17 protein-coding genes and 1 other annotated feature are annotated in these 18,673 nt (G+C 44.8%); of the genes, 12 read left to right on the top strand and 5 right to left on the bottom strand.

The genetic code is table 11. The annotated features are described in order from the left end of the window. Nucleotides 1-229 precede the first annotated feature (229 nt). On the top strand, nucleotides 230-2,593 hold the full coding sequence (locus tag R7044_RS10505; RefSeq protein ID WP_033905667.1) for a DNA polymerase II: 2,364 nt from the start codon (nucleotides 230-232) through the stop codon (nucleotides 2,591-2,593). Here R7044_RS10505 and R7044_RS10510 read toward each other — a convergent pair. Beyond that, complete coding sequence (locus tag R7044_RS10510) at nucleotides 2,590-3,357, bottom strand: nucleotidyltransferase (RefSeq protein ID WP_033905668.1); 768 nt, start codon at nucleotides 3,355-3,357, stop codon at nucleotides 2,590-2,592. The two genes, R7044_RS10505 and R7044_RS10510, sit on opposite strands and share 4 nt — an antisense overlap. 194 nt (nucleotides 3,358-3,551) lie before the next feature. Between R7044_RS10510 and yeiP the strand changes: the two genes are divergently transcribed. Beyond that, on the top strand, nucleotides 3,552-4,118 hold the full coding sequence (gene yeiP / locus R7044_RS10515) for an elongation factor P-like protein YeiP (RefSeq protein ID WP_005376801.1): 567 nt from the start codon (nucleotides 3,552-3,554) through the stop codon (nucleotides 4,116-4,118). Between the two features lie 2 nt (nucleotides 4,119-4,120). Continuing rightward, a complete protein-coding gene (locus R7044_RS10520; RefSeq protein WP_005376800.1) occupies nucleotides 4,121-4,441 on the top strand; it encodes an HI1450 family dsDNA-mimic protein in 321 nt (106 codons plus the stop codon). Nucleotides 4,442-4,628: 187 nt separating this feature from the next. Here R7044_RS10520 and rluB read toward each other — a convergent pair whose 3' ends face one another. After that, entirely contained in the window at nucleotides 4,629-5,567 is a 939-nt protein-coding gene (gene rluB, locus R7044_RS10525) for a 23S rRNA pseudouridine(2605) synthase RluB (protein ID WP_005376798.1), read from the bottom strand. Nucleotides 5,568-6,132: 565 nt separating this feature from the next. On the opposite strand from rluB, the gene R7044_RS10530 reads away from it, so the two are divergent. After that, nucleotides 6,133-6,843, top strand: a complete 711-nt coding sequence (locus R7044_RS10530) for a calcium-binding protein (RefSeq protein ID WP_005376796.1) — start codon at nucleotides 6,133-6,135, stop codon at nucleotides 6,841-6,843. 91 nt (nucleotides 6,844-6,934) lie between these two features. Here R7044_RS10530 and R7044_RS10535 read toward each other — a convergent pair whose 3' ends face one another. Beyond that, the gene (locus R7044_RS10535) at nucleotides 6,935-7,555 is read right to left on the bottom strand and encodes an L-threonylcarbamoyladenylate synthase (protein ID WP_005376791.1); all 621 of its coding nucleotides are present in this window, start codon (nucleotides 7,553-7,555) and stop codon (nucleotides 6,935-6,937) included. 59 nt (nucleotides 7,556-7,614) lie between these two features. Then, nucleotides 7,615-8,472 (bottom strand): RNase RNM, encoded by an 858-nt coding sequence (rnm, locus tag R7044_RS10540; protein WP_005386777.1) that lies wholly within the window; start codon nucleotides 8,470-8,472, stop codon nucleotides 7,615-7,617. A gap of 95 nt (nucleotides 8,473-8,567) precedes the next feature. Between rnm and R7044_RS10545 the strand changes: the two genes are divergently transcribed. From R7044_RS10545 to R7044_RS10580, 8 genes are all read left to right on the top strand, one after another. Then, entirely contained in the window at nucleotides 8,568-8,693 is a 126-nt protein-coding gene (locus R7044_RS10545) for a trp operon leader peptide (RefSeq protein ID WP_005376787.1), read from the top strand. Then, nucleotides 8,640-8,743: a sequence feature (Trp leader region), on the top strand. (Overlaps the previous gene by 54 nt.) Nucleotides 8,744-8,869: 126 nt before the next feature. Then, complete coding sequence (locus tag R7044_RS10550) at nucleotides 8,870-10,435, top strand: anthranilate synthase component 1 (RefSeq protein WP_033905669.1); 1,566 nt, start codon at nucleotides 8,870-8,872, stop codon at nucleotides 10,433-10,435. A 16-nt stretch (nucleotides 10,436-10,451) separates the two neighbouring features. Further along, nucleotides 10,452-11,060: an aminodeoxychorismate/anthranilate synthase component II gene (locus tag R7044_RS10555; RefSeq protein ID WP_064376489.1), complete on the top strand. Its 609-nt coding sequence runs from the start codon at nucleotides 10,452-10,454 to the stop codon at nucleotides 11,058-11,060. A gap of 37 nt (nucleotides 11,061-11,097) precedes the next feature. Further along, a complete protein-coding gene (gene trpD / locus R7044_RS10560; protein ID WP_033905671.1) occupies nucleotides 11,098-12,108 on the top strand; it encodes an anthranilate phosphoribosyltransferase in 1,011 nt (336 codons plus the stop codon). 13 nt (nucleotides 12,109-12,121) lie between these two features. Next, entirely contained in the window at nucleotides 12,122-13,561 is a 1,440-nt protein-coding gene (gene trpCF, locus R7044_RS10565) for a bifunctional indole-3-glycerol-phosphate synthase TrpC/phosphoribosylanthranilate isomerase TrpF (RefSeq protein ID WP_033905672.1), read from the top strand. Nucleotides 13,562-13,625: 64 nt separating this feature from the next. Beyond that, nucleotides 13,626-14,816: a tryptophan synthase subunit beta gene (gene trpB, locus R7044_RS10570; RefSeq protein ID WP_005445041.1), complete on the top strand. Its 1,191-nt coding sequence runs from the start codon at nucleotides 13,626-13,628 to the stop codon at nucleotides 14,814-14,816. Next, nucleotides 14,816-15,622 (top strand): tryptophan synthase subunit alpha, encoded by an 807-nt coding sequence (trpA, locus tag R7044_RS10575; protein ID WP_033905674.1) that lies wholly within the window; start codon nucleotides 14,816-14,818, stop codon nucleotides 15,620-15,622. The genes trpB and trpA overlap by 1 nt, the downstream gene beginning before the upstream one ends. Nucleotides 15,623-15,818: 196 nt before the next feature. Then, nucleotides 15,819-16,514 (top strand): Crp/Fnr family transcriptional regulator, encoded by a 696-nt coding sequence (locus tag R7044_RS10580; protein ID WP_033905676.1) that lies wholly within the window; start codon nucleotides 15,819-15,821, stop codon nucleotides 16,512-16,514. Between the two features lie 126 nt (nucleotides 16,515-16,640). Here the strand turns inward: R7044_RS10580 and R7044_RS10585 are convergent, their stop codons facing one another. Beyond that, nucleotides 16,641-18,182, bottom strand: a complete 1,542-nt coding sequence (locus tag R7044_RS10585; RefSeq protein ID WP_225455560.1) for a long-chain-fatty-acid--CoA ligase — start codon at nucleotides 18,180-18,182, stop codon at nucleotides 16,641-16,643. Between the last annotated feature and the right edge of the window lie 491 nt (nucleotides 18,183-18,673).

Here is an 18,673-nt window from a genome sequence, read left to right on the forward strand (position 1 = left end):
AATCTAAGAAAAGACAATTAACAACATTAAGTACAATAAATCAAGTAACTAGGTTTCATATTGCCCAGAGAAACACGCAATAACTTAAAATGACACTGTCCCTCTTGCACCAAAGACTAACTTGTAATCACTAATTCCAGCAAAAATTTGAGACGCTTTCTTTACTGGTTATTTTCACAGTTCTTAGTGTTAAACTAACGTTCTTCAAGTTTTCTAAGGTTTCTCACATTTGAATATTCAACAAGGCTTCCTGCTAACTCGACAGGCACGAGACATCAAAGGTCAAACTAAAATCGAGCTGTGGCTTTCGACAGAAGCAGGTCCTACTCAGTTACTTATTAATGGTGAGAAGCCAGTATTTTTCATCGCTCAGAAACACTCAGAGCAAGCAAAGACACTCGCACGAGAAAAAAACATATTCGTCGACATCCGCCTTTTGGATCTCAAAACGTTTGAACATACGCCTCTTGCTGCCTGCTATACCAATGTAACCAGAGACGCTCTCGCACTCAAAGACACATTCGCTCAAAAAGATATCACTACGTATGAAAGTGATATTCGCCTCGCCGATCGCTACCTAATGGAGCGTTTTATCAAAGGCAGTATCGAGTTTACAGGCAATGTGACTCGCACCAATGGCTACCAACGCGTCCAGAGCGCAAAATGCCGTGCGGGGCAATATGAGCCGAAGTTAAACGTTGTCTCGTTAGATCTAGAATGCTCTGAGAAAGGCATTCTTTACTCAATCGGATTAGACAGCGTCATGGATTCCCGCGTTATCATGATCGGAGAACCAGAACCTTCGGAGACACCGATACAATGGGTTAAGGATGAAAAAGCGCTTCTAGAAGCACTCATCGATTGGTTTAAACAATTCGACCCCGATGTCATTGTCGGTTGGAACGTCATTGATTTTGACTTTCGTCTGCTACACAAACGAGCAGAATGGCACAACATGAAGCTAATGCTTGGTAGAGCAGACCAAGCCAGCTTTTTCAGAAGTTCATCTCAAAGCCAACAAGGGTTTATTTCCATTCCAGGGCGAGTTGTAATGGACGGTATCGATACGTTAAAAACGGCGACTTATCACTTTCGGTCTTGGTCATTAGAGTCTGTATCTCAAGAACTCTTAGGGGAAGGGAAAGAAATCCACAACGTTCATGACCGCATGGATGAGATCAATCGTATGTACCGCTCCGACAAACCATCGCTGGCTAAATATAACTTACAAGACTGCGTGTTGGTGAATAAGATTTTCAATCACACTCACCTGCTTGACTTTGCAATAGAGCGCTCTCGTCTCACTGGTGTCGAACTAGATCGTGTCGGCGGTTCGGTTGCAGCATTCACAAACCTATACATGCCTCAGATACACCGAGCAGGCTACGTTGCCCCAAACCTACACCCTGAAAATTGGATTGCGAGCCCCGGCGGTTACGTGATGGACTCCATCCCTAACCTATATGATTCTGTTTTAGTATTGGATTTTAAGAGTCTATATCCATCGATTATTCGCTCGTTCTTGATTGATCCTATGGGGTTAGTTGAGGGGTTATTGCTCGATATTGGAAAAGAAGAAAATCAGGCTGTACCTGGCTTTCGCGGTGGGCAGTTCCATCGTACGAAACACTTTTTACCAGAAATGATTGAAAAGCTTTGGGCAGCACGTGATGTTGCAAAGAAGAACAATGAAAAAGCTTTTTCTCAGGCAATCAAAATCATCATGAACTCCTTTTATGGCGTACTGGGCTCATCGGGATGTCGTTTCTTTGATACTCGGTTAGCTTCTAGTATTACCATGCGCGGACATGAAATCATGAAGCAAACTAAGGTGCTGATTGAGGAGCAAGGATATCAAGTGATTTACGGCGATACGGATTCCACATTCGTGTCGTTGAATCGACCATACAGTCAAGTAGAAGCTGACGCTGTTGGAAATCAAATAGTTGATTACATCAACTCTTGGTGGCAAGAACACCTGCGTTCTGAGTACAACCTAACATCTATGTTGGAAATCGAGTATGAAACCCATTATCGCAGATTCCTTATGCCAACGATTCGTGGCGCAGAAACTGGCTCGAAAAAGCGCTATGCGGGTTTAATCGGTGAAGGAGAGCAAGAACGGATTGTATTTAAAGGGTTAGAAAGTGCCCGTACTGACTGGACCTCGTTAGCACAGAAATTTCAAAATACACTCTATAGCATGATTTTCCATGGTGAAGATCCAAGCGACTATGTCCGAGAGATGGTTGAGAAAACTAACAACGGTGAATTTGATGAACAGTTGGTGTATCAAAAGCGACTGCGCAGAAAACTGCATGAGTATCAGAAAAACGTCCCGCCACAAGTGCGTGCAGCTCGTTTAGCGGATGAGATAAATGCCAAGCTTGGCCGCCCATTACAGTATCAAAACAAAGGACGAATTGAATACATTATTACCGTGAACGGCCCTGAACCTTATGAGTACCTCAATAGCCCGATTGATTATCAACATTACATTGATAAACAACTCAAACCCGTTGCAGATGCGATTCTCCCTTTCATTGGGACGGACTTTGACAGGCTTTCAGCGCCACAAATGGGGTTGTTTTAGCCGATACGAAACTCTGTTTTCTGGTACTGTTTGACTAACCAATCACCAAACGCATCAATTAGCCCGATAACAGAACGCTTGGGAATCCCCCGGCCAGAAAGTAAAATTTCTAGCCGCTCGATCTCAAGCTGCTTTTCAGGATGATAAGTTAAGAATACCTTGCCACACTCTACGGGGTCATCAAACCAACGTTTATCTCGATACATCACCAAAGAGTATGACGCTCTTAGTAACTTTTTAGCAATCACGCGCTGGGCGGCCACCTGCTCTTCTATCGTCTTCGCTTGTACGATTTTTTTGCGATACACCGTAATCCAATCTTCCACATCCATATTCCAGTGCTTAGCAATTTCCCAACTTGGGACGTAATCACCGAAGCAGTCTGCTAGATCATCACCATAAACACAGACACAGCAATGCTTAAGCATAAAGCCCCAAGTAAAAATACTATCTAAATTAGCCACTTCGCTCACTAAGGCTGTACGGACCGATACACCATTAACTTGAGAGTAACTCTGCTGCGCACGCCACTTAATTGTGTTGAGCAAAGTCGCGCGATTGTGCTCAAAGGATGATTGAGTAACGACAACCAGGTCTAAGTTCGACTTCCCAACGATCGCTGTTTTACGAGCAACACTACCGTATACATAAACGCTGTGTAAGTTTTGCCCCAATCCACCTTTGAGACAAGCGGTGACTTCCCTAATTAAAGGCGCAAACTCTGGTTGAAATGGTTGTTTAGGATCGATAACAGGCAGAGACATGACTTAAAACGTGTTCTCAGATGGTTCAAGAAGTTGGGCTATATGTTCTCTTAGCCGACTCACCGAATCAAGTCCATTCAGGTGTTTAGTCATGGGAGTAACAACAAATTTCTGCAATGAATTTTAATGCTAGGCGGCTAACTTAGCGCTATAATCACCGAGTTTTGCTTAATAAGTATGAATAGGAATATACAATGCCAAAGGCAAGTGAAATCAAAAAAGGCTTCGCAATCGAGTCTAATGGTAAAACTCTTCTAGTTAAAGACATCGAAGTAACGACTCCTGGCGGTCGTGGCGGCGCTAAAATCTACAAAATGCGTTGTACAGATCTAAACACGGGCGCACGTGTAGATGAGCGTTACAAGTCTGATGACGTTGTTGAAACGGTAGAAATGAACAAACGTGCAGTTGTGTACTCATACGCTGACGGCGATGAGCACATCTTCATGGATAACGAAGACTACTCACAATACACATTCAAGCACAATGAAGTTGAAGACGACATGCTGTTCATCAACGAAGATACACAAGGTATCCACATTATCCTTGTTAACGGTGCTGCAGTGGGTATTGAACTACCATCTTCTGTTGAGCTAGTGATTGAAGAAACTGACCCTTCAATCAAAGGTGCTTCTGCATCTGCTCGTACTAAACCAGCACGCTTCGCTTCAGGTCTTGTCATCCAGGTTCCTGAGTACATTGCAACTGGTGACCGAGTTATCATTAACACAGCTGAACGTAAATACATGAGCCGAGCATAAGCATGTCTGATTTGATTTCTTACGACGACGTCATCGACGCAGCGTACGACATTTTCCTTGAGATGGCTCCAGATAACCTAGAGCCTGCTGACGTGATTCTGTTTACTGCGCAATTTGAAGATCGTGGTGCCGCAGAACTTGTTGAAACCGGTGATGACTGGGTTGAACATGTTGGCTTCGAGATCGACAAAGAAGTATATGCAGAGGTTCGTATCGGCCTAGTAAATGAGGAAAATGACGTTCTTGATGACGTATTTGCTCGTATGCTAATCAGCCGAGACCCTGAACATAAGTTCTGCCATATGCTTTGGAAACGCGATTAACGTTTCTTCATCATGAACAAAGATACCAGCCTAGTGCTGGTATTTTTTTATCTGTTGTTTTCGTCTAGCTGAGATATTTGTTTATACAAAGCACCCTGCTCTATATCGGCTTTAGATCCTTTTGTTATGTAACAGATAAGAAAAAGGCTTGCCGAATTGGCAAGCCTTTCTGATGTTTTGCTATCGATTAACGATGCTTGTTGCGTGCGCCTTGGTCACCAGCAGTCTTCTTCGGCTTACGACGAGAAGGGTTGTTGCTGCGACCTTTTGGCGTGTTAACACGCTCTTCATGGCGCTTAACTGCGCGACGAATTTTTTGGCTGCGTGCACGCTCACGTTTGCGTGACGTGTTGTCTTTGTTCAGATCAAGCATGGTTTCTTTCTCTGGACGAAGCTCTACAAGCTCCCGCAAGTAGTTTACTTCTTTCAGGTCAAGCTCCATCCAACCGCCACGAGGCAGTTTCTTGTCTAAGAAGATGTCGCCGTAACGAACACGTTTCAGACGGCTAACGGTACACTCTTGCGATTCCCATAGTCGACGAACTTCGCGGTTACGACCTTCGTTGATAACAACGTAAAACGTGTGGTTCATGCCTTCACCACCCGCGTAAACAACATCTTCAAAGCGAGCTAAACCGTCTTCCAGTTCAACACCTTTTACTAGATTACGAACTTTCTGTTCAGTTACTTCACCGAACACACGTACTAGGTATTCACGTTCAACTTGGCGGCTTGGGTGCATTAAGCGGTTCGCCAGTTCACCATCCGTTGTGAAAAGTAGAAGACCAGAAGTGTTCGCATCCAGACGACCAACTGAAATCCAACGAGAGCCACGAATTTTTGGCAGACGATCAAAAACAGTACGACGACCTTCTGGATCGTGACGAGTACACAGTTCACCCTCAGGTTTGTAGTACGCAAGTACACGACAAATCACTTCTTCTTGAATCTTTGCAGAGACAATGTGACCATCGATACGAACTACGCTGCTCTCGTCTTCAAGTCTTTCACCAAGCTTAGCGACTACACCGTTCACGCTAACGCGACCAGATTTAATTAACGATTCAATCTCACGACGAGAACCGTGACCAGCACGTGCTAATACTTTTTGTAACTTTTCGCTCATTTATCTACCTATGTGTCGTCTTCACAGACGTCTAGACCAGGATTGGTCTGCATTTTGCTATTTACCCATTTCAGTGGGATTTTTCGGTCGGACATTATACGTAACTTTCTTAGTTAATGTAAGCTAAATCGGCGCCATTCTCCACACCAAAATTCACTTCAAAAATGACCGAAATATTTGTCCTATTCTGCAACTTTTTTACTACTTAATGCAGGCATTGATCAACGAGAATCCCACTAATATCGGTCTTCCTGAACCACTTTAACCACGCTGTACCTGATAAAATTGTCAGGGTTACAACAATAACCACTTGGGGTGTGTTTACTGTTCGTATTGCTAGAAAGCAACGAAGAATAAGCCGTCCCGGTTTGCTGCTAAGTAATACCAATCACCGCAGACAATGAGCGCTCATAGCAAAACAAGGTCGTGGGTAACAAGACAAAAATTGTCTTTAAGTCATTAGTTCACATCAAAAATAACACTAATGCTATCGTGTACTCTGACTCTCTAGGTTCGCTCTGCACTCTCGGCGATTGGCATAAATCAGACAAAAAGGAATAGAACAATGTCTATGCTAAATCTCGACCTAAATTGGATTTTTGGGACATCTCAAGATGACGATATGACAGGCACAAAAGGCTCTGAAACAACCGATATTTTCTTCGGCTTCTGTGGTGATGATAAGTTTGTAGGATACGGAGGTAATGATATTGTCTTCGGTGGCTGGGGAGATGATACCTTGCTTGGTGGCCGAGGTAACGACTTTGTTTCTGGCGGCTTTGGAAACGATTTCCTATCCGGAGGATTAGGAAACGACAAACTCTTTGGTGGCTGTGGCGACGACACAATTTTTGATTATTCAGGCAACAACTACTTGAGTGGTGGCTGGGGTAACGACACCCTCGTTGTTGGTGATGGTGAATCAGTACTGAGCGGTGGCTGTGGAGACGACACCTTCGTGCTTACAAACCGCCTGGCTATTGGTGTACCTGATCAGCCAGTATCTTCCAACGATATTGATGTCAAAGCCGACATTGTCGATTTTAATATTTTCCATGACAAACTTGTCTTTGATATGGGCCGAGACACTGATAACGATGGCATTCGAGATACGTTCTTGGATTCAGCGGATGATCTGACTTTATCTTACAATGAGTGTGGCTGGGCAGTATTCTCAAGTGATGAATACAATGTTGAAGTGACACTAAACGGTGTGAGCTCTGCATACATCAACTATGCAGAACAAAATGGTATCGACATTTTCGATTTTGCTTAACCTCAATCAGTTAAGTTCAATGAGATATTCGATATGACAACTAAAATAGGAGGCGCGATGCCTCCTATTTTGTTTGGCGGTGGTGCGTCTACTATTCGAATGGTGCAGGGTCACCTGATCCCAAACGAACTACAACAGGTTCACCTTCGCTAAAGTCAATTACAGTCGTAGGTTGCTCACCTAGGTAACCGCCATTAAGAATCACATCAACCGCATGTTCTAGTTTATCTCGAATATCCTCTGGATCAGATTCTGTTACGTCACTGCCAGGTAGAATCAACGACGTAGACATCATCGGCTCACCTAATGCTTCCAACAAGTCCAAGGCAATTTGATTGTCTGGAACACGGATACCGATGGTCTTACGTTTTGCATTCATCAAACGACGCGGCACCTCTTTTGTGCCTTTGAAGATGAAGGTGTAAGGACCTGGTGTGTTATTTTTCAGCAGTCGGAATGCAGAGTTATCCACTCGCGCATAGAGAGAAAGCTCCGACAAATCACGACACAGCAAAGTAAAGTTATGCTTATCATCCAGACGACGAATCTGACAGATTCGTTCCAGTGCCTGTTTGTTCTCCAACTGACAGCCAAGTGCATACCCTGAATCAGTAGGGTAAACCACAACGCCGCCGTTACGAATGATTGCTACTGCTTGATTAATCAAGCGAGCCTGTGGGTTTTCTGGGTGAACGTAAAAAAACTGGCTCATTGTAATTCCTCATTATCGAGCCTCTCGGCTCTATATTTTTATGGGTTCTCGACTTCGTATTACTGAGTATTATTCAACGAAGGATCTATTCCCCAATCTTTCCAAACTGGTTCGACGCCAGCAGGCAACCATAGGTTCCTTCCTAGCTCCATCCACGGTGATGGGTAGTGAAAATCACTGCCTTGAGAGGCTAATAGTTTGTATTGTATAGCATAATCAGCCAAGTTGCGCCTTTCTTGTTGCGCTTGCTGTGGCTGTGCAACTTCCATCGCATCACCACCTGCTTCGACAAACGCTGCTAGAAGACGCTTAATCCACTTCGCTGTCAACTTATATCTGCCAGGATGCGCTAATACCGCCATTCCACCAGCCGCATGGATAGCATCAACCGCATCCTTCATCGAACACCAATTCGGTGGTACATAACCTGGGTTATTACGCGTTAGGTATTTTTTAAACACCATTTGCATGGTTTTTGCGTAACCATTATCTACCAACCATTTCGCGAAATGCGCTCTTGTCACTGGGGCATCACCGGCGATTTGCCTTACCTCTTCAAGCACACCTACTCGAGTTGCTTTTTGTAGTCGCTCTGCAATTAACTCAGATCGTGTTATGCGATGCTGCTTCTGCTGCTCTATGAGGGCAGATAATTGTTCATTTTCCGGATCAATATTCAGGCCGACAATATGAATGTCTTTGTTTTGCCAGACGGTCGATATCTCAATGCCATTGATGATTTTTATCGGCAAATTATTATCTTGAACGTATTGCTTAGCTAACGCCAAACCGTCAACCGTATCGTGATCAGTGATCGCCAAAACCTCGATATCAAAACTCAGCGCCCTTTCCACTAAATCTTTAGGTTCTAACCGACCGTCCGATGCAGTGGTGTGACTATGTAAATCAATTCTCATATTTTTATCGTTTTAATGCCGTTTTGGGGTTGACTTTTTACTCTCGCACTAGTTAACTAGTACACAAATACAAAGTACGTAATTTAAGGTTCACCATGTTACAAGAATTTAACCAAAACCAAAAAGCGAAAGTTGCGGTTTGTCTTAATAAGGCAAACTCATCAGATCTTGCTTGGTGGCGCACTTGGACTAGTTCTTGGTGGGCAAACGTATACTTCTAGTTTATAGAACCAAACGTTGTAAAGCCCGCTACTTAAGCGGGCTTTTTTGTTTTGTTGCTCATTTCACATTCAACTGCCTAAACATTAATCGAATATAGCCAACTCTAGATTGGGAGAACGTTTGCTTTATGCGACTATGTACGGCAGGAAGATTTAAACAGCTACAAGGAGGTCTTGTGAACAAGGCCATTGAAATTAAGAAACTTGGACAGCTTGAAGTGCTAACGGCTTCCGTCCCTTATACTCAAGACCCGACTCGCTTGTTCCACACACTATGTGAGAACAAAACTGACAGCCTATTGCTGGAATCTGCTGAGATCGATTCAAAGCAAAATTTAAAATCCCTGCTGATCGTAGATTCAGCGGTTCGCATTGTTTGCTTCGGCCATACCGTTAGCATGCACGCCTTGACCAATAACGGTAAAAACCTACTGTCTCACCTAAACCAGAACATCCGTGGTGACGTTGAGAGCAAGTTCGATGGCGAAACGCTAACTTTGCAGTTTAACCAGCCATGCGACACGTTAGATGAAGACTCTCGCCTACGTGAAGCCTCTTCTTTCGATGCGCTGCGTTTGGTTCAGCATAGTTTTGATATTTCACAGCAAGACAAACACGCAATTTTCCTTGGTGGTCTGTTTGCCTACGACTTAGTCGCAAACTTTGAGCCGCTTGGTAATGCCGAAGCAACAAATCAGTGTCCAGATTACGTTTTCTACGTCGCGGAAACACTACTTGTTGTCGACCATCAAACGGAATCTTGCCAGCTTCAAGCGACGTTGTTTGTTGATGGTTCAGAGAAAACAGCGTTAGAGACTCGTATTGCAGAAATTAGCGCCCAATGTGCAGCGCCAAAACTGTTGCCGAGTGCAGAGCAAATAACAGATGTAACGGTAGAACCTAGCGTGTCTGATGCAGACTTCTGCCAAACCGTTCGCGACTTAAAAGAGTTCGTAGTGAAAGGCGATGTATTCCAAGTTGTACCGTCTCGTAGATTCACTCTACCTTGTCCTTCTCCACTGGCTGCTTATAAAGAACTGAAACAAAGTAACCCAAGCCCTTACATGTTCTACATGCAAGATGAGCTGTTCACTCTGTTTGGCGCATCACCAGAAAGCGCGCTTAAGTATGAAACCGATACCAACCAAATTGAAATCTACCCAATCGCAGGCACTCGTCGCCGCGGTAAGCGCCCTAACGGCGAGATTGATTTCGACCTAGACAGCCGCATCGAACTTGAACTGCGCACCGACATGAAAGAAAACGCAGAACACATGATGTTGGTTGACTTGGCACGTAACGACGTCGCTCGTATTGCTCAAGCTGGTACTCGCCACGTAGCAGACCTTCTAAAAGTCGACCGCTACAGCCACGTAATGCACTTGGTGTCTCGTGTGGTTGGTCAACTGCGTGAAGACCTAGACGCGCTGCACGCATATCAAGCATGTATGAACATGGGTACGCTCACCGGCGCACCTAAGATTCGTGCCATGCAGTTGATTCGCGATGTAGAAGGCGCACGACGCGGTAGCTACGGCGGCGCTGTTGGCTACCTCACTGGTGAAGGCACACTCGACACCTGTATCGTGATCCGCTCAGCGTACGTTGAGAACGGCATTGCTCAAGTTCAAGCTGGTGCGGGCGTGGTGTTCGACTCTGATCCACAAGCGGAAGCAGACGAAACGCGCGGCAAAGCACAAGCGGTAATCTCTGCTATCCAAGCAGCTCATAAGTCACAATAAGGAATAGGGTTCAGAGATGGCTAATATCATTTTTATCGACAACTTTGACTCGTTCACCTACAACCTTGTGGATCAATTCCGCTCGCTAGGTCACTCGGTCAAGATTTACCGAAACAACATCCCAGCAGAAACCATCGAACAAGCGGTAAACGAGCTTGAAAACCCAGTGGTTCTGCTATCGCCAGGCCCTGGTGCTCCTTCAGAAGCAGGCTCAATGCCTGAGCTTATCCAACGCATGAAAGGCAAAGTGCCGATGATCGGCATTTGTCTTGGTCACCAAGCGATTGTTGAAGCGTACGGTGGCACCGTTGCTGGCGCGGGCGAAATCATTCACGGTAAGGTCTCTATGATGGAGCACCAAAACCATGCGATTTACCAAAATCTACCATCACCACTTGCAATTGCACGTTACCACTCGCTAGTTGCGACCAAGGTTCCTGAGAGCCTAACCATCACAGCAGAAGTGGATGACTTGGTAATGTCTGTTGTACATGAAGAAGATAAAGTTTGCGGGTTCCAGTTCCACCCGGAATCTATTATGACGACCTACGGAGCAACACTGTTGGCCAATGCCATTGAGTGGGCACTTGAAGAACAAGCTTCAGCGACCCCACTCACTGCTTAAAAAGCACTTGGCACATAAGAAATTTAGGAGAGGAAATATGGAAGCAATCATCAACCCTATTATTACCAAACTGTACGAGCAAGAATCGCTTACTCAGGAAGAGAGCCAACAGCTATTCGACATCATTATCCGTGGTGAACTAGACCCAATTTTGATGGCATCAGCACTGACTGCACTAAAACTCAAAGGCGAAACGCCAGACGAAATTGCAGGCGCGGCGAAAGCACTGCTGGCAAACGCAAATCCATTCCCTCGCCCAGATTACGATTTCGCAGATATCGTAGGTACTGGTGGTGACGGTCACAACACCATCAACATTTCAACCACTGCGGCGTTTGTTGCTGCAGCATGTGGTCTAAAAGTAGCGAAACACGGTAACCGCAGCGTTTCAAGCAAATCTGGTTCTTCTGATCTTCTTGATTCATTTGGTATCAACCTAGCTATGAGCGCAGAAGATACGCGCAAAGCGGTAGACGATATTGGTGTCGCTTTCCTATTTGCACCTCAATACCACGGTGGTGTGCGCCATGCGATGCCAGTGCGTCAAACTATGAAAACACGCACCATCTTTAACATTCTTGGCCCACTGATTAACCCTGCTCGTCCTAACATCGAATTGATGGGCGTTTACAGTGAAGAACTGGTTCGTCCTATCGCAGAAACCATGCTACAAATGGGTATGAAGCGCGCCGCTGTAGTACACGGCAGTGGCTTGGACGAAGTAGCAATTCACGGTGAAACAACCGTTGCCGAAATCAAAGACGGTAAGATCACAGAATACAAATTAACGCCTGCAGACTTCGGTCTAGAAGCGCACCCACTAGAAGCAATCAAAGGTGGCGATCCTGAAGAAAACAAAGCGATCATTACCAATATCCTGACGGGTAAAGGTACAGACGCACAGTTGGGTGCAGTGGCAGTAAACGTTGCTCTGCTAATGCGTCTATTCGGCCACGAAGATTTAAAAGCCAACACGCAACAAGCGATTGAGGCAATGAATTCAGGCAAGGCGTACCAATTGGTACAACAACTTGCCGCACACGCTTAAGGAATTGAAGAAGATGACTGACTTCAACACTCAGCAAGCTGACAACCTGTCTGAACACGTTTCTAAGAAAGAAGCAGAAATGGCAGAAGTACTGGCGAAAATTGTCCGCGACAAATATCAGTGGGTAGCAGACCGTAAGGTGTCTCAACCGCTAAGCACATTTAAGTCTGATTTGCTGCCATCGGACCGCAGCTTCTACGATGCTCTGAGTGGCGAAAAGACGGCCTTCATCACCGAATGTAAGAAGGCATCTCCTTCTAAAGGTTTGATTCGTGATCACTTCGACTTGGATTACATTGCATCGGTTTACAACAACCATGCTGATGCGATTTCAGTCCTAACAGACGAGAAGTACTTCCAAGGTAACTTTGACTTTCTTCCTCAAGTGCGTGGTCAAGTCAAACAACCGGTTCTGTGCAAAGACTTCATGGTAGATACCTACCAAGTTTACCTAGCGCGTCATTACAGTGCTGATGCCGTGCTACTTATGCTTTCTGTCCTTAATGACGAAGAGTACAAAGCGCTAGAGGAAGCAGCGCACAGCCTGAACATGGGTATCTTGACCGAAGTCAGCAACGAAGAAGAGCTTCATCGTGCAGTTAAGCTAGGCGCACGCGTTATCGGCATTAATAACCGTAACCTTCGCGATCTAAGTACCGATTTGAATCGTACTAAAGAACTGGCACCGACCATTCGTGAACTGGCTCCTAACGCAACAGTAATCTCAGAATCTGGCATTTATACACATCAACAAGTTCGTGATTTAGCGGAATACGCAGACGGCTTCTTGATTGGTAGTTCACTGATGGCGGAAGACAACCTTGAACTTGCAGTACGTAAAGTGACGTTAGGCGAAAACAAAGTCTGTGGCTTAACGCACCCAGATGACGCAGCGAAAGCGTACCAAGCTGGTGCGGTATTTGGTGGTCTGATTTTTGTCGAGAATTCGAAGCGTGCGGTCGACCTTGAAGGTGCGCGCTTAACCATGAGCGGTGCTCCACTTAACTACGTAGGCGTGTTCCAAAATCACGATATCGATTTTGTTGCTTCTGTCGTGACCTCTTTGGGTTTAAAAGCGGTGCAACTGCACGGTCAAGAAGACCAAGCTTACGTTAATCAGCTAAAAGCAGAGCTACCAGCATGTGTTGAAATCTGGAAAGCTTACGGTGTGACAGATGCGAAGCCAGAACTGCTTTCGGACAACATTGACCGTCACCTATTAGATGCACAAGTTGGCACTCAAACAGGTGGAACCGGACAAGTGTTCGACTGGTCACTGATCGGCGACCCAAGTCAAATTATGCTAGCGGGCGGACTGTCGCCAGAAAATGCTCAACAAGCAGCGACACTAGGTTGCTTGGGATTAGATTTAAACTCTGGTGTAGAAAGCGCACCAGGCAAAAAAGATTCACAGAAGTTGCTTGCGGCCTTCACCGCCATTCGCAACTACTAAAGCTGGACATCAGCTAAAAAATTTAAAGCTATTCGTAGCGAAAAATACGAGAAGGAATATAACGATGGCAAAACTGAATGCCTACTTTGGCGAATACGGCGGTCAGTACGTTCCGCAAATTCTAGTTCCAGCGCTGGAGCAACTAGAGCAAGCGTTTATCGACGCGCAAGAAGATCCAGAATTCCGCAGCGAATTCATGACGCTTCTTCAAGAGTATGCGGGTCGTCCAACGGCTTTGACTCTAACTCGTAACCTAACCAAAGGTACGAAAACCAAACTGTACCTAAAACGTGAAGACCTACTTCACGGTGGCGCGCACAAGACCAACCAAGTGTTAGGTCAAGCTCTGCTTGCAAAACGCATGGGTAAAAACGAAATCATCGCAGAAACGGGGGCAGGCCAACACGGTGTAGCAACTGCACTAGCGTGTGCACTACTTGGCCTTAAGTGTCGCGTTTACATGGGTGCAAAAGACGTTGAGCGTCAAAGCCCGAACGTATTCCGTATGAAGCTAATGGGCGCAGAAGTTATTCCTGTCCACTCGGGTTCAGCAACGCTTAAAGACGCATGTAACGAAGCGCTACGCGACTGGTCTGCAACTTATGAAGATGCGCATTACCTACTAGGTACAGCGGCAGGTCCTCACCCATTCCCAACGATCGTTCGTGATTTCCAGAGAATGATTGGTGAAGAAACGAAGAATCAGATTTTGGCACGTGAAGGTCGTCTTCCTGACGCGGTTATCGCATGTGTGGGCGGTGGTTCAAACGCTATCGGCATGTTTGCTGACTTCATCGAAGAAGAAAGCGTTCGCCTAATTGGTGTTGAGCCAGCAGGTAAAGGTATCGATACTGACCAGCACGGTGCACCACTTAAGCATGGTAAAACAGGCATCTTCTTCGGTATGAAAGCGCCATTGATGCAAGATCCAAACGGCCAAGTTGAAGAGTCTTACTCAGTATCTGCTGGTCTTGATTTCCCTTCAGTTGGTCCACAACACGCCCACCTAAACGCAATCGGCCGTGCTGAATACGACAACGTAACAGATGATGAGGCGCTAGAAGCATTCCAAGAGATTGCGCGTCACGAAGGTATCATCCCTGCTCTAGAATCTTCTCACGCACTGGCTCATGCACTGCGTATGGCTCGTGAGAACCCAGAAAAAGAGCAATTGTTGGTTGTTAACCTATCTGGTCGTGGTGATAAAGATATCTTCACTGTGCATGCCATCCTAGAAGAAAAAGGAGCAATCTAATGAGCCGTTATGAAAAGATGTTTGAGCGCCTAAACGAAAAGAACCAAGGCGCGTTTGTACCGTTCGTAACGGTTTGCGATCCAAACGCAGAGCAGTCTTACAAAATCATGGAAACACTGGTTGAGTCTGGCGCAGATGCCCTTGAACTTGGTATTCCATTTTCAGATCCGCTAGCCGATGGCCCAACCATCCAAGGCGCTAACATTCGCGCGTTAGATTCAGGTGCAACACCAGATATCTGCTTCGAGCAAATCGGTAAGATCCGAGCTAAGTACCCAGAGTTGCCTATTGGCCTTCTGATGTACGCGAACCTTGTTTACTCTCGTGGTATCGAGAACTTCTATGAGCGTTGTGCAAAAGCAGGCATCGATTCTGTTTTGATTGCAGACGTACCAACTAATGAAAGTGCTGAATTTGTTGCTGCTGCAGAAAAGTTTGGTATTCACCCAATCTTCATCGCACCACCAACGGCAAGTGATGAAACACTGAAGCAAGTATCAGAGTTGGGTGGCGGATACACTTACCTACTCTCTCGTGCAGGTGTTACTGGCGCAGAAACCAAAGCAAACATGCCTGTAGGTCATATGCTCGATAGACTGAACCAATTTGATGCACCACCAGCGCTACTTGGTTTTGGCATCTCTGAGCCTGCACAGGTGAAACAAGCACTAGAATCTGGTGCGGCTGGTGCAATTTCTGGTTCAGCCGTGGTAAAAATCATTGAAGCGAACGTTGAGCAGCCACAAATTATGCTCGACAAGCTAGGTGAATTCGTTTCTGTAATGAAAGCTGCCACTCAAAAATAATTTCAGTTTGATATGACACAACAACGCCCGCTTAACATTATGTTTAGTGGGCGTTTTCTTACTATCGCGTTTATACCACGTCATTTTTTGTTCAACGCCCGCACTTTCCAAATCTATCTCAAGCAGAGCACTCAAAGAGTGTTAAGCTTGGGTAACTTAACTAACTCAATAAAGCAATGTGCAGTAAGGTTGCTACATGGAAGAAGTCAAAACACTGCTAGCCAAATGTCCTGTACTATCAGGGCTGCCAGATAAAGGGCTTAGTGAAGCAGCGCAAATGACTAAGGTTCGCTGCTTCGACGAAAAAGCACTGATTTGCAATAAAGGTGCGCTTCAATCTTCTCTTATGGTCATAGCTCAAGGTGCAGTGAGAGTGAACTCAATTAGTTCAAAAGGCAAAGAAGTCACACTGATGATTTTCGAAGCTGGTGGCTGGTTTGGAGACAATGTTTTTTCTCCCGGCATGCCTCGTATTTTTGGTGCGACCGCGCATTCGGACGTGACTGTAATGGAGCTTCCTGGAGATAAATTTCGCCAATTACTCGCCAAATACCCTCAAAGTTACCCCACTATACTCGACTTACTTAGCCGCCGCTTGTGGTCTGCTATTTCTGTTATCGAAGATGACGCGATTAGAGGAATTGAAGAACGAGTCGCCAAAAGGTTGCTGCTACTTGCTGAATACCAACTTAATCAAGCGATCGCTACTCGACCATGCGTTGTCAGGGTAACAAGAGAACATATCGCTAACATGATGGGGCTAACTCGTCAGAGCGTACACAAGATACTAAAACGATTAGAAAGTATTGGGATGCTAGAGCTAAACTATGGCTCAGTAACCATTACCAATCCGAAACGCTTAGAAGAATACTTTAAAGAACTCGAGCAATAGATCCATTCAACAAACGGTAAGTATTGTCTAACGATAGCTAAAAACCTTATGCATCTAATTGGTCAAGAGCACAACACCATTTGCACTTAGGCAAGTGGCGCTGTGACACAAAAACCATTGAATTGACTAAGCTATATTCAATTCAGATTTCAACTCACGTTTCAAAATCTTTCCTGTCGCACTCATCGGGAGGTGTTCACGAATTTCGACATAACGAGGATATTTAAACGAGGCTAATTGCTCTTTACCCCACTTTTGTAATGAATCGGCGTCAATGTATTCTTTTGGTTTAAGTACAACGTAGGCTTTTATCTCTTCGCCATACTCTTCATTTGGAATCCCTATCACCGCGACCATTGAAACGGCAGGATGAGTCATGAAAACTTCTTCAATTTCTCTGGGATAAACATTAAATCCACCTCGAATGATCAGATCTTTCATTCTATCGACAATAAATAAATTACCTGAACTGTCAAAGCGGCCCACATCACCAGTATGGAACCAACCATTTTGTAGCGCAGATTCAGTAACTTCTGGGCGGTCAAGATATCCCTTCATAACATTATGACCACGCACAACAATCTCACCTTCTTCGCCTATCGGTAGTGCATTGCCTTCAATGTCGATAACTCTTACTTCGACGCCTTGAACCGGTTGACCTACCGAGCCTGGTATTCGCTCCTGATCTAAATGATTAAAACATGCAATAGGACTTGTCTCCGACAACCCGTATCCTTCTAAGATCGGCACATTAAATGTTTCTTCAAAGGTTCGAAAGATTTCGGTTGGCAATGACGCACCACCGCTTACTGCAACACGCAATGACGAGGTATCAAATTGATGCTGCACATGAAGCAGACCGATGTACATCGTTGGCACACCAGCAAATATCGTCACCCTATGTTTTTCCACCAGCTCAAGAACATGTTTAGGCTCAAACCTAGGCACTAACACCAATGTTGCCCCGCCCAAAACACTAGCATTTAAGTGGACGGTTTGACCAAATGTATGAAATAAAGGCAAAGTTACTAAGTGAATATCATCGGCCTGGCTGCCCATAATATTTTGTGCCACCAGAGCGTTCATTATGATGTTCTGCTGGGTCAGCTCAGCGCCTTTTGGTAAGCCTGTCGTCCCTGATGTATACAAAACCACACAAGTATCATCCGCATTACGCGGTATATAATCCGGCAACGGTTGGACATCGGCTATAAACGCATTGAGAGTTATTACACCATTCCAATAGCTTTGATCTTGAGATTGAGTCAGTACGACTATGCCTTCGCATGTATCGACTTGTTCAAAGGCTTTGACGCCCTCTTTTGCCATTGGCAGTTCTTTCGTCCCTTCAAAGCAGAAATAAAACTTCGCTTTTGAATCTTCTAAGTGATACTTAATTTCTCGCGCTTTCAAAAGCACATTTAATGGGACTGCAACCGCGCCAGCTTTTTGTATTGCATAATAAACAAACGCGAAAAAAGGAATGTTTGGGCATGAAATCGCAACGCGGTCACCTGGCTTTACGCCTTTATTGATTAAAGACGCTGCGATCTTGCCGGCGATCGCATTAAACTGCGCATAATTTATCTTTTCAGCGCCACATATCAACGCCGTTTTATCTGGTTTACTCGCAGCATTTCTTTGTAACGCAGCAGCAAGATTCATCATAGTCTCTTCACCTCTTACTTGTCTTTCTCGTCTAATCAGCTCAGGAGCATTAACTAAGCAAGTTATCCTTAACACTGGATCGTCAGCATTTGATTCTCACCAGTCATTACCATTTAACATTATGTTTACAACGCAATCAGGACTAAGAATGTAAAGTAATTAACATTTCAGAAGGCAAATTAATAAAAGTGTGAGCTTGAAAGAGATGAATTGTTATAAATATCACCCCAAGTCACTAAAAACTCTGACTGCAATAGCAAATACAAAAGCGGTTAAAATTAACAAAAAGAAAACAAATAAAGAAAAATAAACTTGAACAATCCCAAGCGTAACCCTTATAAGAAAAATCAATAGCAAACGTTTGCTACTGAACAAAACTTTATCGTTCGTCAATAAAATATCGATTAATCCATCAATAATACCTTGCTGCATATTGCCAATTGTAAACGATAAGTGTAAAAAGCAAGGCGAGATAATTATCCGTAAATCCA

This window comes from Vibrio sp. 1402, assembly GCF_033340275.1.